Below are 13,466 nucleotides of genomic sequence, written 5' to 3' on the forward strand. Positions count from 1 at the left end.
GAGCCTGAACGGTCGTCAAAAATCAGAATTTCGCGCAATATTGATGTCACTACTGCACATTAATTTCTGAAACATAGAGTCAGAATCGGTAATTCCCCCAGCCTACCTACTGAAAATCACCTATCCTCAATCATAGACGCATTCATCTCACGGAAAGGAGTCCAGGATGAAACTCGCAGGCTATACCCTAATTGAGTTGCTCACCACGCTGAGTGTTGCCGGCATTCTTGGCGGCCTCGTCCTTCCCTCATCAGTCAGTATGGTTCAAAAATACCGACTGCGCACTGCGGCCTGGGATCTGTTTCACAGCATCAATACGGCCAGGGCCAGCGCGATCATGCGCGACCGCCGCGTCACCCTCAGCGCCCCTTCCGGGGATTGGCACGGCGGCGCCGAGATCTTTGTTGACAGCAACGCCAGTGGCGAGCGGGATACCGGCGAAGAATTGCTCCGTCAGGTGCCAGCCCATCAGGGAGTGAGAATTGAGGGGAACTACTGGGTGAAGGAATACATCAGCTTTACACCGGATGGCAGTGCCCGGGCGATCTCCGGCGCTTTTCAGATTGGTACGGTGACAATCTGCCACCCGGAACTGTCCACCAGCTACGGGCTGGTCATCAGCGTTGGCGGCAGAGTGCGGCTGACATCGTCAGACAAGCCCTGTCCGGGCTAGTCAATTTCGACCAGGCGCAGCTCTTTGGGGAGAGAAAAGGTGATATTTTCCGGCCGACCATCCAGCTCCAAGGGGGGCTTGGCGCCCAGCTCCTGCAAGCGGCTTACTACCGCTGCCACCAGCACCTCTGGCGCCGAGGCACCGGCAGTGATGCCGATGCGGGGCTGATCCTGCAACCACTCGGGTTGAATATCGGCCTCACTGTCGATGAGGTAGGCCTTGCAGCCGTTGCGCTCGGCCAGCTCCCGCAAGCGGTTGGAGTTGGAGGAATTGGGAGAGCCCACAACCAACACCAAATCCACCTGGGCGGACAGGGTTTTAACAGCGTCCTGGCGATTTTGGGTGGCGTAGCAAATATCGTCCTTGCGCGGCCCCTCAATGGCGGGAAAGCGCGCACGCAGGGCATCAATCACCGCGGCAGTATCGTCCATCGACAGGGTCGTCTGGGTAACAAAAGACAGGTGCTCAGGATCATTAACCTCCAACGCCTGGGCCTGGGCCACGTCCTCTACCAGGTAAATCTGGCCACCATTTTCATTGCGGTACTGGCCCATGGTGCCTTCAACCTCGGGATGACCTTTGTGGCCGATCAGCACGCACTCGCGCCCCTGAGTGCTGAAGTTCAACACCTCCATATGGACCTTGGTCACTAACGGGCAGGTAGCGTCGAACACCTTGAGCCCGCGACGATCCGCCTCGTCGCGCACGGCCCGGGATACTCCGTGGGCACTGAAAATCACAATGCGATCATCCGGCACTTCATCGAGCTCGTCGACAAACACCGCGCCGCGCTGACGCAAATTTTCCACCACAAACTTGTTGTGGACCACTTCATGACGAACGTAAATTGGCCGTCCGAACACGTCCAGCGCCCGGTTTACGATCTCAATGGCCCGGTCCACACCGGCACAAAAACCCCGGGGGTTGGCCATCACAATCTGCATGTCGTTGGTCACGTCACTCATGGGGCTTCACCCTGCGCCTGCACGGCAATGATTTCAACCTTGAACAGCAAAGAGCGACCCGCGAGCGGGTGATTAAAGTCTACCTCTACCTGCTCGTCCGAGAAGCTGGCAACCACGCCGGGCAGCTCCGCCCGGGCTGCATCGGCAAAGGAGATCACCAGCCCTTCATAGAGCTCCATTTCGGCGCTGAACTGGCTGCGGGGAAAGCGCTGCAGGTTGGCCGGGTTGCGCTGGCCAAAGGCCTCTTCCGGGGGCAGCTTGAAGGTCTCGGCCTGCCCCGCCGACATGCCCAGCAACTTGCGTTCAACACTGGGCAGCAGGCTGCCGTCACCAAAGACAAAGGTCGCCGGCTTGCGCTCAAAGGTCGAATCAACAATCTGGCCGTCTTCCAGCATCAGCGCAAAATGCAGGGTGATGCTGCTCTGTTCGGTAACAGTTGTCTGCTCACTCATACCGCTAACCTTGCCTCTCGTTTTTGGGCTGGGGGTGAATCAACATATCCAGCACCAGAAAAAATGCGCCCACCGAAATTGCCGCATCGGCAATATTGAAGGTGGGAAAGTAACTGTCCTGCCAGTGCACCGAAATAAAATCGATCACATGACCGTAAATTACCCGGTCGATCAGATTGCCGACGGCGCCGCCAAGTACCAGCGCCAATCCCAACGCCAACAGCGACTGTTTACGCGGCAAGCGGTACAACCAGATGGCCAGATACACACTCACCCCGGTGGCAATCGCCGAGAAGAACCAGCGCTGCCAGCCCCCGGCATCGCTGAGAAAGCTGAAGGCGGCGCCCGGGTTGTAGTGCAGGGTGATATTCAATACCGGCAGCACTTCATTGGGTTGGGCGTATTGCAGTGAGGTGTCCGCCAGGTATTTGGTCAGCTGATCGACCACTATCGCCAGCACCGCCAAGCCAAACCACTTCAACCGATGCCGACGCTGCGCCGCGACCTCGGCCGGATCACCAAATTCAGGCATAGTTGCGGTGCTCACCGTGCCCATCAACATTATCGATGCAGCGGAAGCACAGGGTCGGATGCTTCACATCCTGGCCCACGTCCTCGCGATAATGCCAGCAGCGCTCGCACTTTTCGCCCTCACTGGCGGTGACGCGAATCTGCAAACCGGGCAGCTCGGTTTCCGCCGCCGCATTGGCTGCCGAGAGGGGCGCCAGCTTGGCTGCCGAGGTAATCAGCACAAAGCGCAGCTCATCTTGCAGCGCCGTCAGAGTGTTCATCAGTGCTTCATCGCAAAACAGCGTCACCTCTGCCTGCAGACTGCCGCCAACAATACCGTCTTTACGGCATTGCTCCAGCACTCGGTTCACTGCCGTTTTCACTGCTTGAACCTGCTGCCAGAAGTCGTCGTTCATCTGCCGGTCGGCGTGAATGCGATTCACCCCCTGGTACCACTCCGCCGCAAATACACTACCTTTGCGCTCACCGGGCAGATGCTGCCACAGTTCGTCGGCGGTAAAGCTGAGAATCGGCGCAATCCAGCGAGTCAGTGCCTCGGCAATGTGATACAGCGCGGTTTGGGCGCTGCGCCGGGGCAGGCTGTCTGCCTGGGTGGTGTACTGACGATCCTTGATGATGTCGAGATAGAAACCACCCAGCTCCACCACACAGAAATTGTGCAGCTTCTGATAAATGACGTGGAACTGGTAATTGTCGTAGGCCTTGATGATTTCGGCCTGCAACACCCCGGCCCGCTCGACCGCCCAGCGGTCCAGGGCCAGCATGTCTTCTTCTGCCACGCTGTGTTCGGCCGGGTCAAAGCCAGCCATATTAGCCAGCAGAAAGCGGGCCGTGTTGCGGATACGACGATAGGAGTCAGCAGTGCGCTTAAAGATCTCATCCGACACCGTCATTTCATTGCGGTAATCGGTCGCCGCCACCCACAGCCGCAGAATATCGGCGCCGAGGGTTTTCATAACCTGTTGGGGCGCCACCACATTGCCCACCGATTTGGACATTTTGCGGCCCTGGGCATCCACGGTGAAACCGTGGGTGAGCACGCCTTTGTAGGGTGCCACCCCGGCCGTGGCCAGGCCAGTGAGCAGAGACGACTGGAACCAGCCCCGATGCTGATCAGAGCCCTCCAGATAAAGGTCTGCCGGGAAGGCCAGCTTGTCGTTCTGCTTCAGCACGGCGTAGTGAGTCACGCCGGAGTCAAACCACACATCCAGGGTGTCGCTTACCTTGTCGTACTGCTCGGCCTCATCGCCCAGCAGCTCATCGGGCGACAGATCAAACCAGGCCTGAATACCGCCCTGCTCAACCCGCTGGGCGACGGCTTCGATCAGCTCCGGGGTATTGGGGTGCAGTTCGGCGGTGTCCTTGTGCACAAACAACGCGATGGGCACACCCCAGGTGCGCTGCCGGGAGATACACCAGTCGGGCCGCTCCTGCAGCATCGACTCAATCCGCGCCTGCCCCCAGGACGGCGTCCAGTTCACACCTTTAACCGCGTCCAGCGCCGTATCGAGCAAGCCGTTCTTGTGCATGCTGACAAACCACTGGGGGGTCGCCCGGAAAATAATCGGCGTTTTGTGCCGCCAGCAATGGGGGTAGCTGTGCTCCAGCTTCTTGCTGGCCAGCAGACGCCCGCGTTCTTCAAGTACCGCCAGCACGCTGTCATTGGCTTTGAATACGTGCTCGCCGGCAAACAGCGGTGTGCCCTCAATAAAAGTGCCATTGGCCGCCACCGGGTTACTGACTTCCAAGCCGTACTTATTGCCCACAATAAAGTCGTCCTGACCGTGGGCAGGCGCGGTGTGCACCGCGCCGGTACCGGCATCAGTGGTGACGTGATCGCCGAGAATCACCGGCACCTGGCGGTCGTAGAAGGGATGCTGCAGCTGCAGGTTTTCCAGATCGGCGCCCTTGCACCGCCCGGCCACCGCAAACTGCTCCACACCGTAGCGCGCCAGCGCTTTCTCGTAGAGGGCTTCAGCCAACAACACCACATAGGCACGCCCCTGCTGCTCGAATTGCAGCCACAGATAATCCAGCTCCGGGTGCAGCGCCACCGCCATATTGGCGGGCAGTGTCCAGGGGGTGGTCGTCCAGATCACCAGGTTGAGTTCACCCTCTGCCGCATTAAGGCCGCAGCGCTCCCGAGCCGATGCCTGATCAACCAGGGCAAAGGCAACGTCGATGGCTGGTGACGTTTTGTCCTGATACTCCACCTCGGCTTCGGCCAGGGCTGAGCGGCAGTCCAAACACCAGTGCACGGGCTTGAAGCCCTTTTGCAGGTGGCCATTCTCGGCGATCTTGCCCAGCGCGCGGATGATATTGGCTTCCACGTCGAAGCTCATGGTCAGGTAGGGATTGTCCCAATCGCCAAACACACCGAGACGCTTGAAGTCTTCCCGCTGGCCGTTCACCTGCTTCATGGCGTACTTGCGGCATTCTTCACGGAAGGTGGCCGCATCTACCTTTTGGCCCGGCTTGCCGATTTTCTTTTCAACATTCAGCTCAATGGGCAAACCGTGGCAGTCCCAGCCCGGCACATAGGGCGCGTCGAAACCGCTCATGGTTTTCGATTTAACGATCATGTCTTTGATGATCTTGTTTACCGCATGACCGATATGAATATCGCCGTTGGCGTAGGGCGGTCCGTCGTGAAGAATAAACTTCTCCCGCCCGCTACGCGCCTCGCGAATCTCGCTGTAAACATCCTGTTCAGCCCATTGCTTCAACATCTGGGGCTCCCGCTGGGCCAAATTTGCCTTCATGGCAAAGTCCGTGCTGGGCAGGTTCAGGGTGTGTTTGTAATCACTCATAAATAATCGTCAGTCGTAGGCCGAAATGGGTCATTGGCTGTTGCTGTGGAGTGCCCCTTCGCTAGTGCGCGAAGTAGCGCCGTGCCTCGTCGATATCCTCGGCAATCTGCGCCTGAAGCGCGGGGATACCATCAAATTTCATTTCTTCCCGGAGTTTTTTCCGGAACGTCACCGTTAGCGTCTTGCCGTAAATGGTGCGATCAAAATCGAGCAAGTGAACCTCAAGGATGGCCTCGGACAAGTCGCCGACCGTGGGCCGCACGCCGACATTGGCAACACCCTGCAGCGGCGCTTCCCCCAGCCCGGACACCTCAACCGCAAACACACCAGAAAGGGGGGAGCGCAGCCGCCGCAACTGGAGGTTGGCGGTGGGCGCATTGATGGTGCGGCCGAGCTGCTTTCCCATCACCACCCGACCGGAAATACTGTACGGGCGGCCGAGCAGCCGCTCGGCCAGGGCAAAGTCGCTTTGCGCCAGCACCTCGCGAATGCGCGTGCTGCTCACCCGCTCGCCGGAGATTTTCAATGTGGAGGTATCCTCCACCTCAAAGCCGTCCTTCAAACCGTATTCGCGCAGCAGATTAAAGTCGCCGCTGCGGTTGCGGCCAAAGCGCAGATCGTCGCCCACCACAATGTATTTTGCGTCCAGGCAGTCAACAAACAGGCGGCGGATAAACTCCTCCGCATCCATGTTGCGCAGCTCATTGGTGAAGCGAATCCGCACCACCCGATCCACGCCGAGTTTTGCCAGCGCCAAAAACTTTTCGCGAAAGCTCATCAATCTGGCCGGGGCTTTGCCCGGCGCCAAAAACTCCCGGGGCAGCGGCTCAAACAGGATGACTGCACTGGGCAGCCCCAGCTCTTTGCCCTTGCTGATTAGCTGCTGCAAAACCGCCTGATGTCCCAGATGCACACCATCGAAGGCGCCAATCGTGGCAACAGTGCCCCGATGACGAGATCGAAAATTGTGAAATCCGCGAATCAGCTCCATGGAAGCCCGTTCTGTAAGCCAAGCAAAGCGCGTGATTATAGCCCAGTCACGGCCTCGACTTAAACGACTGATAGCGCAATCAATGGCCGCGAAATTCGGCCAGGCGCTGGCCGGCGGCGACCAACATGATCAGATAACTGAGCGCGCCCGCCAGACACAGCCCCAACATCGCCAGGCCACGCTGCCACCAGGGCCATTGCAGCAGTTGGTCTAACAGGGAGTTACCCCACCAGAGCACCACCGCCATCGTTAGGGTGGCCAACATCACCCGCGCCAAAAAGGGCCACCACCCGGGTGATGGCCGGTAGGCCTCGTTGCGGCGCAGCCCCCGGTACAGCAGGCCGGCGTTGATCCAGGCGGAGATGGAGGTGGCCAGCGCCAGGCCAACGTGGCCAATTTGCCAGTACAGGTGCAAGGGAATGACCAGTGCGATGTTAAAAACCATATTGGCTACCATGGCGATAATGCCAATACGAACCGGGGTTTTGGTATCCTGGCGAGCGTAAAATCCTGGCGCCAGCACCTTGATCAACATGAAGGCAATCAAGCCAGCGGTATAGGCCTGCAAACTCAGCGCCGCCATGCCCACATCCCGACTGCCCAGCTCGCCGTACTGAAACAGCGTGGTGAGAATGGTTTCCGCCAGCAGTGCCAGGGCCACTGCCGCCGGCACCGCAATCAACAGCACGCCGCGCAGCCCCCAATCCAGGGTTTTGGCAAAGGCGACCTCGTCGCCCCCCGCTTTCAGCCGCGACAGCTTCGGCAGAATCACCGTGGCGATGGCGATGGCGAAGACCCCCAGCGGCAGCTCCACCAGACGGTCCGAGTAATACAGCCAGGAAATACTGCCGGTGGGCAGAAATGACGCCAACACCGTATCCAGCAGCAGGTTGATCTGACTCACCGACACCCCAAACAGGGCGGGAATCATAAGCTGCACCACCCGCTGCACCCCATCATCTTTCCAACCCCAGCGGGGACAGGGCAGCATGTGGATACGCTGCAAAAAGGGTAACTGGAAGGTCAGCTGCACCACCCCGGCCATCAGCACCCCCCAGGCCAGGGCCATGGCGGGTTCGGCAAAATAGGGGGACATCAACACGGCCGCCGCAATCAGACAGACGTTGAGCAGCACCGGTGTGAAGGCGGGAATGGCAAAGCGACCAAAGCTGTTGAGCACCGCCCCGGCGAAGCCGGTCATGGAAATGAGCAGCAGGTAGGGGAAGGTAATGCGGATCATGTCGCTGGTCAGGGCGAACTTGGTCGGATCATCGCGAAATCCCGGGGCAAAAATCATCGTCACCACCGGCGCACCCACCACCGCCAGGGCAGTGACCACTGTCAGGATGCCGCCGAGCACCCCGGATACCCGATCCACCAGCGCCTTCACACTGGCGTGATCCCCCCGCTCCCGGTACTCCGACAACACCGGCACAAAGGCCTGGGAAAAAGCCCCCTCGGCAAACAGACGGCGCAAAAAGTTGGGGATTTTAAAGGCGACAAAGAAACAGTCGGCATTGGCCGTGGCGCCGAGAAAGGCGGCAATCACCACGTCGCGAATCAGACCGAGAATTCGCGACAAAAAGGTCATCACGCTGACCAGCGCACTCGAGCGCAGCAGGCCCGCTGCCTTTTTCTCCCCAGCCAACGCGCCGCTCATTCAGACAGCCAACCCTTGCGCACACCGTCGCGATTCAACGCCAGCCACTGCAGCGCAATGATCGTGTGAGCGTTATCCACCTCACCGCGCGCCATCATCGCCAATGCCTCTGCAAAGGAATAAACGCTGGCGCGGATATCCTCGCCCTCCTCAGGCAGCCCAAAATGGCCGCCCGCCCCCGCCAGATGGCAGCGGCCGCAGAAGAGATAAAAATATTCGTCGCTGCCGCCAGGCGAGGAAAAATACCGTCCGATTGGCGCGAGCTCGTCCAGGCTTACCCCGGCCTCCTCCACCGCCTCCCGGCGAGCCACCTGTTCGGGGCTCTCGTCTTTGTCGATCAAGCCCGCCACCAGTTCTTTCAACCAGGGACCACCTTCGCGCTGCAACGCACCTACCCGAAACTGCTCAATCAACAGCACTTCATCGCGCTCGGGATCATAGGGCAAGACCCCCACTGCTGCGCCGCGCACCATCAGCTCGCGATTAATGGGCGCCCCCCAGCCACCGCCAAACAGCCGGTGGCGCAAGCGCAAACTGCGCAGGCTGAAAAAGCCCTTCCAGCTCAGCTGGTCGTCAATGACCTCAACATCATCGCGCTTGAACTTGCTCATCAAAATCGTCGCTCGGTATACCAGTTAACATCCCGGGCGTTCTTGTCGACCTGATCGACCACATCCAGCACCATGGCAAACAGGGCCATCCGCACCAACACGCCATTGTCAGCCTGACGGAAGATCGCCAGGTTGGGGTTGTCGTTCAGGTCGTTATCGAGCTCATTGGCCTCTACCCGTGAATCCCGCGGCAGGGGGTGCATAATCACCGTGTTAGGCTCGCAGTAGGCAGTGTAAATCGCCTGATTCAGGCGGTAGCGCCCGCGATACATGTCCGCCTCGGCCCGGTCGGCAAAGCGCTCTTCCTGAATTCGAGTCGAGTAACAAATATCGATGTGGGCCAGGCTGTCTTCCATGACATTCGACTGGAAGACACTGTGGCCCGCCTCGCGCAGGCGCTCAACCAGGTCCTGGGGCATGGCCAACTCCGGTGGTGAAATCAGGGTCACACTGACCCGCTCGAACAAGCACAGCAACTTGCACAGCGAGTGCACGGTGCGCCCGTATTTCAAATCGCCAATCATGGCAATGCGCAGACCGTCCAGATCATTGCGCCCCTGGTGCTGGAGTTCCTTGCGAATGGTGTACAAATCCAGCAGGGCCTGGCTGGGGTGCTCGTTGGCGCCATCGCCGCCGTTGAGTACCGGCACCCGGCTGGCCGCGGCAAATTCTGCCACCGAGCCCGAAGCGGGGTGGCGCATGACGATCACATCGCTGTAGCCGCTGAGCACCCGAGCGGTGTCGTAGAGCGACTCGCCCTTGGCAATCGCCGAGCTTTCAAAGCCGGTGGTTTCGCGCACTTCGCCGCCGAGCAGGTTGAAGGCGCAGCCAAAACTGACCCGGGTCCGGGTGGAAGGCTCGAAGAACATATTGCCCAGAATGGCGCCGTCGAGGACCTTGGTTACCCGCTCGCGATGGGCGTAGGGAATCATCATGTCAGCAACATCGAAGATGCGTTCAATGTCCTGCCGCTCGAACTGCTCGATGGAGAGTATGTGACTACCGGCAAATTTCACTGTGATATCTCCGATTTGGGGCCAGCCTCAACGGGCCAGCCGGTACTGACAATAAATCGATTGCGCTACCCGGCGACGCTGGCCGCACTGTGGGCATCGTCAAACTGTAGACTGGCCCAACGGGCGTACAATTCACTGCGCTGCAGCAGTTCGCTGTGACTGCCGGTGGCAACCAGGCGACCGCCGTCGAGCACGGCGATGGTATCGACATTCACCACCGTGGCCAGTCGATGGGCAATCACGATTGACGTGCGCCCCTGCATCAGCGTCTCCAGGGCCTTTTGCACCTGATACTCGCTCTCCGCGTCCAGAGCGCTGGTGGCTTCATCCAGCAACAGCAATTTTGGGTCCGCCAGAATCGCCCGGGCAATGGCGATGCGCTGGCGCTGCCCGCCCGAGAGCCGAATCCCACCCTCGCCTACAAAACTGTGGTAACCCTCGGGCAGGGCCGCGATAAAGTCGTGGGCGTAGGCTGCCCGCGCGGCGTTAACCAGGGCTTCATCGCTGGCACCGGGTTTGCCGTAGCGAATATTGTCCGCCACCGTGCCGGTAAACAATACCGGCTGCTGGGGCACCATGGCGATATGCTGACGCAACACCTGGGGGTCAAGCTGACGAATGTCGACACCCTCGAAGCAGATCGCCCCTTTTTGCACGTCGTAGAACCGCAGAATCAAATCAATCAGCGTCGACTTGCCGGCGCCGGAGCTCCCCACCAGGGCGAGGCTTGCGCCCGGAGCCAGGGTCAGGCTGAGCTGATCAATCGCCCAGGTATCTGGGCGCGAAGGGTAGTGGAAACTGATATTGTCCAGGCTCAGGCGCCCACCGGCCGGCTCTGGCAGGGTCATTGGATCGGCTGGCGGGGCCACTAGGCTTTGAGCGGCCAGCAGTTCCAACAGCCGCTCACTGGCACCCGCCGCGCGCTGCAAATCACCAAACACCTCTGAGATGGCCCCCACCGAAGCCGCCACCATGACGGCGTAAAAGATAAATGCGGCCAGCTCACCACCGCTGATTCGCCCGGCCAGCACATCGTGACCGCCCACCCACAGCATGGCGCTGACCGCGCCAAGCACCAGTACAATGACGGCGGTAGACAACCAGGCGCGTTGTTGTATCCGTCCCCGTGCCACGGCGAAGGCCGCCTCGACGTGCTCGCCCAGTCGAGCGCTGTCGGCGGCCTGGTGATTAAAGGCCTGCACCAGCTTGATATTTTTAATTGCCTCGCCCACAAAGCTGCCCACACTGGCGATACGGTCCTGACTGTCCCGTGACAGTTTGCGCACCCGGCGGCCAAAAATCAGAATCGGCGCGACCACCAAGGGCACACTGAGCATCACCATGGCCGTGAGCTTGGGGTTGGTCACAAACAGCAGCACCAGGCCGCCGACAAACATCAACAGATTGCGCAGGGCAATCGACACCGAACTGCCGATCACGGTCTGAATCAGGCTGGTATCGGTGGTGATTCGGGATTGAATTTCACCGCTGACATTGGTTTCAAAAAAGCCGGGGTGAAGGGTGAGAATATGGTCGAAGACGCTTTTGCGCAGATCGGCGCTGACCCGCTCGCCAATCCAGGAGACAAAGTAAAATCGGGTGAAAGTCCCCGCCGCCAACAGCAGCACCATGGCCATAAAAAACAACAGGGCGCGATTTAATTCGGCGGGAGATGCCCCCTCGGCAAAGCCGTTATCAATCAGCAGGCGCAGACCTTGCCCGATCGACAGGGTGATCCCTGCGGTGCACACCAGGGCGACACTGGCCAGGCCAGCCTGCCAGCGGTAGGGACGCAAAAATCGCAGCATGGCGCCCAGCACCCGGATATTGCTGCTTTTTTCCCGTTCGCTACCCTGTTCAGTCATCACCGCCCCTCAATTCGGCGGGCATTATCGCGCTATTGCCAGAACAGTGAAAGTCCGCCACCTATTGGAAGGGGTAAGATTCCTGGATAGCCGGGTCCCGGGCTGGTACGGCGAGTACAGGGCTCAGCCTCCTGAGGCCTCGGCCACCAGCGCCAGTTTGCGAACGCGGGGCAGCTTTTTGATTTGCGCCTCCCGGCGACTGGCGGCGCTGCGATCGGCAGCAGATTCCCGATAGACCATCGCCTCGGCCGGGTCACTGCGAAAAAACCGGGCACCTCTGCCGCCCTCGCCACAATGCTCCCGAAAGCGGCGCTCGGGGTCAGTGGTGATGCCGGTGTACAGTCGCCCGCTCTGACAGCGCACCATATACACCCACCACTGGCTCACAGCCCTTCCAGCTCCAGGGCCTCAGCGTAGTCGTTGAGCTCGTCGAGGATGTGACGCTGATGATCGCTGAGCGATGCGGAGGACAGCTCAAACAGCCGAGCCCGAAAGCCGTCGAAACCCAGCTGCCCGCCCTCCGGGTGGCGCAGGCGCTGGCGACAGAACTCCCGCCATTGGGCCAGCTCCTCGGCGCCGAGGGTTTCCGGAAAATTGCGCGCCCGGTAACGCCAAAACAGCTCCGGCAGGCGGGCATCATGAAAATCAAAGGCCTTGCGGGCCAGGGCATCGGGGCTCTCCCGGCGCAGCGCGTCCATCAACTTGCGATCGCTGTCGCTAAAAAAGCCGCCATAAAGATCGCTATCGGGGTCATTGGCGCCATCAAATCGGCGTCCGGCGAACACCTTCTGTACCTTGGCGGTGAGCCCTTCGGTGCGGCGGATCTGTTTCCAGTGCGTTCGGCACTGATCGAGATCGATGCCCACCCGGGCGCTGCTTTGTTCATCCAGCAGCCGGGCGGTGGCGACGACGGGTGAGCGATTAATATGGATTTCCTTCAGCGGGATACGCTCCTCTCCCTCCGGCAGGTCGTCGGCAGCAGTGAACACCCGCTGACTGACCTCCTCGGCTGACATGGCCAGCATCGGCCCTGGGTCCACACTCAGGTCGTACACTATCACGCTGTTCTTGTTGCTCGGGTGCGGCGCCAGTGGCATTACCAGCGCCGAACAGTAGCGCGCTGCAGGCAGGCGACCAGACACATGAAACACCGGCACCTGGGCCTGGCAATCGAGCAGGCTCGCCACCACCTTTTTATCGCGCAGGGTCAGGGCGTAATCAAACAGCTTGGGCTGGCGCTGCTTGAGTAACTTCGCCAACTCAATGGTGGCATACACATCAGACAGCGCATCGTGAGCGGCCTCGTGTAACAGGCCGTTGGCCGCACTGAGGGTTTCCAGCTTGTAGCTGGGGCTGCCGTCTTCTCGAACCGGCCAGTGAATACCCTCCGGCCGCAGGGCGCCGCACAAACGCACCACGTCGATCAGGTCCCAGCGGGAATTGCCGTTCTGCCACTCCCGGGCGTAGGGGTCATAAAAGTTGCGGTAGAGAGTGTAGCGGGTGACTTCGTCGTCAAAGCGAATGCTGTTATAGCCAGCCCCGCAGGTGCCGGGCCGAGCCAGCTCCCGGTGGATAGCAGCAATAAATTCCGCCTCGCACACCCCTTCTTCCAGGGCTTGCTGGGGAGTAATCCCGGTGATCAGGCAGGCATCGGGATGGGGTAAAAAATCGGGGCTGGGGCGACTGAATATCATCAGCGGGTCGCCGACGATATTCAGGTCCATGTCGGTACGCACACCGGCAAACTGCACCGGCCGATCCACAGCGGGATTGGCGCCCCAGGTTTCGTAGTCGTGCCAGTAGAAGGTATTCATGGGTCTGAAGTCAGAAGTCTGACGTCGGACGCTAAATGCCGAGGCAGTGCTTCACACTGCGTCAGACTTCCAGCGTCA

The 13,466-nt window shown here is 59.9% G+C and carries 12 protein-coding genes; 1 reads left to right on the forward strand and 11 read right to left on the reverse strand.

The features are described from left to right. Positions 1 to 166: 166 nt before the first annotated feature. Positions 167 to 673: a GspH/FimT family pseudopilin gene (locus tag NCG89_RS05320; protein ID WP_251088733.1), complete on the forward strand. Its 507-nt coding sequence runs from the start codon at positions 167 to 169 to the stop codon at positions 671 to 673. Here the strand turns inward: NCG89_RS05320 and ispH are convergent. From ispH to sbcB, 11 genes are all read right to left on the reverse strand, one after another. Then, positions 670 to 1,617 (reverse strand): 4-hydroxy-3-methylbut-2-enyl diphosphate reductase, encoded by a 948-nt coding sequence (gene ispH / locus NCG89_RS05325; protein WP_251089341.1) that lies wholly within the window; start codon positions 1,615 to 1,617, stop codon positions 670 to 672. The two genes, NCG89_RS05320 and ispH, sit on opposite strands and share 4 nt — an antisense overlap. Positions 1,618 to 1,634: 17 nt before the next feature. Beyond that, positions 1,635 to 2,090, reverse strand: coding sequence for an FKBP-type peptidyl-prolyl cis-trans isomerase (fkpB, locus tag NCG89_RS05330; RefSeq protein ID WP_251088734.1), 456 nt, complete (start codon positions 2,088 to 2,090; stop codon positions 1,635 to 1,637). Positions 2,091 to 2,094: 4 nt separating this feature from the next. Further along, positions 2,095 to 2,622 (reverse strand): signal peptidase II, encoded by a 528-nt coding sequence (gene lspA / locus NCG89_RS05335; RefSeq protein WP_251088735.1) that lies wholly within the window; start codon positions 2,620 to 2,622, stop codon positions 2,095 to 2,097. Then, positions 2,615 to 5,431, reverse strand: coding sequence for an isoleucine--tRNA ligase (gene ileS, locus NCG89_RS05340; RefSeq protein WP_251088736.1), 2,817 nt, complete (start codon positions 5,429 to 5,431; stop codon positions 2,615 to 2,617). Before ileS ends, lspA begins: the two co-directional genes overlap by 8 nt. Before the next feature lie 61 nt (positions 5,432 to 5,492). Next, positions 5,493 to 6,422, reverse strand: a complete 930-nt coding sequence (ribF, locus tag NCG89_RS05345; RefSeq protein ID WP_251088737.1) for a bifunctional riboflavin kinase/FAD synthetase — start codon at positions 6,420 to 6,422, stop codon at positions 5,493 to 5,495. A gap of 79 nt (positions 6,423 to 6,501) precedes the next feature. Next, positions 6,502 to 8,082, reverse strand: a complete 1,581-nt coding sequence (gene murJ / locus NCG89_RS05350; protein WP_251088738.1) for a murein biosynthesis integral membrane protein MurJ — start codon at positions 8,080 to 8,082, stop codon at positions 6,502 to 6,504. Then, positions 8,079 to 8,693, reverse strand: coding sequence for an NUDIX domain-containing protein (locus NCG89_RS05355; protein WP_251088739.1), 615 nt, complete (start codon positions 8,691 to 8,693; stop codon positions 8,079 to 8,081). Before NCG89_RS05355 ends, murJ begins: the two co-directional genes overlap by 4 nt. Further along, positions 8,693 to 9,709, reverse strand: a complete 1,017-nt coding sequence (locus tag NCG89_RS05360) for an aspartate carbamoyltransferase (RefSeq protein ID WP_251088740.1) — start codon at positions 9,707 to 9,709, stop codon at positions 8,693 to 8,695. The genes NCG89_RS05355 and NCG89_RS05360 overlap by 1 nt, the downstream gene beginning before the upstream one ends. Before the next feature lie 65 nt (positions 9,710 to 9,774). Further along, positions 9,775 to 11,574, reverse strand: coding sequence for an ABC transporter transmembrane domain-containing protein (locus tag NCG89_RS05365; protein WP_251088741.1), 1,800 nt, complete (start codon positions 11,572 to 11,574; stop codon positions 9,775 to 9,777). 123 nt (positions 11,575 to 11,697) lie between these two features. Then, positions 11,698 to 11,961, reverse strand: coding sequence for a GIY-YIG nuclease family protein (locus NCG89_RS05370; protein ID WP_432757882.1), 264 nt, complete (start codon positions 11,959 to 11,961; stop codon positions 11,698 to 11,700). Then, positions 11,958 to 13,388: an exodeoxyribonuclease I gene (sbcB, locus tag NCG89_RS05375; RefSeq protein ID WP_251088742.1), complete on the reverse strand. Its 1,431-nt coding sequence runs from the start codon at positions 13,386 to 13,388 to the stop codon at positions 11,958 to 11,960. The genes NCG89_RS05370 and sbcB overlap by 4 nt, the downstream gene beginning before the upstream one ends. Positions 13,389 to 13,466: the final 78 nt, after the last annotated feature.

This window comes from Spongiibacter taiwanensis, assembly GCF_023702635.1.
In the GTDB taxonomy this organism is placed as follows: Bacteria; Pseudomonadota; Gammaproteobacteria; order Pseudomonadales; family Spongiibacteraceae; genus Spongiibacter; species Spongiibacter taiwanensis.

What these genes read in the sequence shown, in the direction of transcription:
- NCG89_RS05320 (WP_251088733.1), top strand. Translation starts at nt 167, where the DNA reads ATGAAACTCGCAGGCTATACCCTAATTGAGTTGCTCACCACGCTGAGT.
- ispH (WP_251089341.1), bottom strand. Translation starts at nt 1,617, where the DNA reads ATGCAGATTGTGATGGCCAACCCCCGGGGTTTTTGTGCCGGTGTGGAC.
- fkpB (WP_251088734.1), bottom strand. Translation starts at nt 2,090, where the DNA reads ATGAGTGAGCAGACAACTGTTACCGAACAGAGCAGCATCACCCTGCAT.
- lspA (WP_251088735.1), bottom strand. Translation starts at nt 2,622, where the DNA reads ATGCCTGAATTTGGTGATCCGGCCGAGGTCGCGGCGCAGCGTCGGCAT.
- ileS (WP_251088736.1), bottom strand. Translation starts at nt 5,431, where the DNA reads ATGAGTGATTACAAACACACCCTGAACCTGCCCAGCACGGACTTTGCC.
- ribF (WP_251088737.1), bottom strand. Translation starts at nt 6,422, where the DNA reads ATGGAGCTGATTCGCGGATTTCACAATTTTCGATCTCGTCATCGGGGC.
- murJ (WP_251088738.1), bottom strand. Translation starts at nt 8,082, where the DNA reads ATGAGCGGCGCGTTGGCTGGGGAGAAAAAGGCAGCGGGCCTGCTGCGC.
- NCG89_RS05355 (WP_251088739.1), bottom strand. Translation starts at nt 8,693, where the DNA reads ATGAGCAAGTTCAAGCGCGATGATGTTGAGGTCATTGACGACCAGCTG.
- NCG89_RS05365 (WP_251088741.1), bottom strand. Translation starts at nt 11,574, where the DNA reads ATGACTGAACAGGGTAGCGAACGGGAAAAAAGCAGCAATATCCGGGTG.
- sbcB (WP_251088742.1), bottom strand. Translation starts at nt 13,388, where the DNA reads ATGAATACCTTCTACTGGCACGACTACGAAACCTGGGGCGCCAATCCC.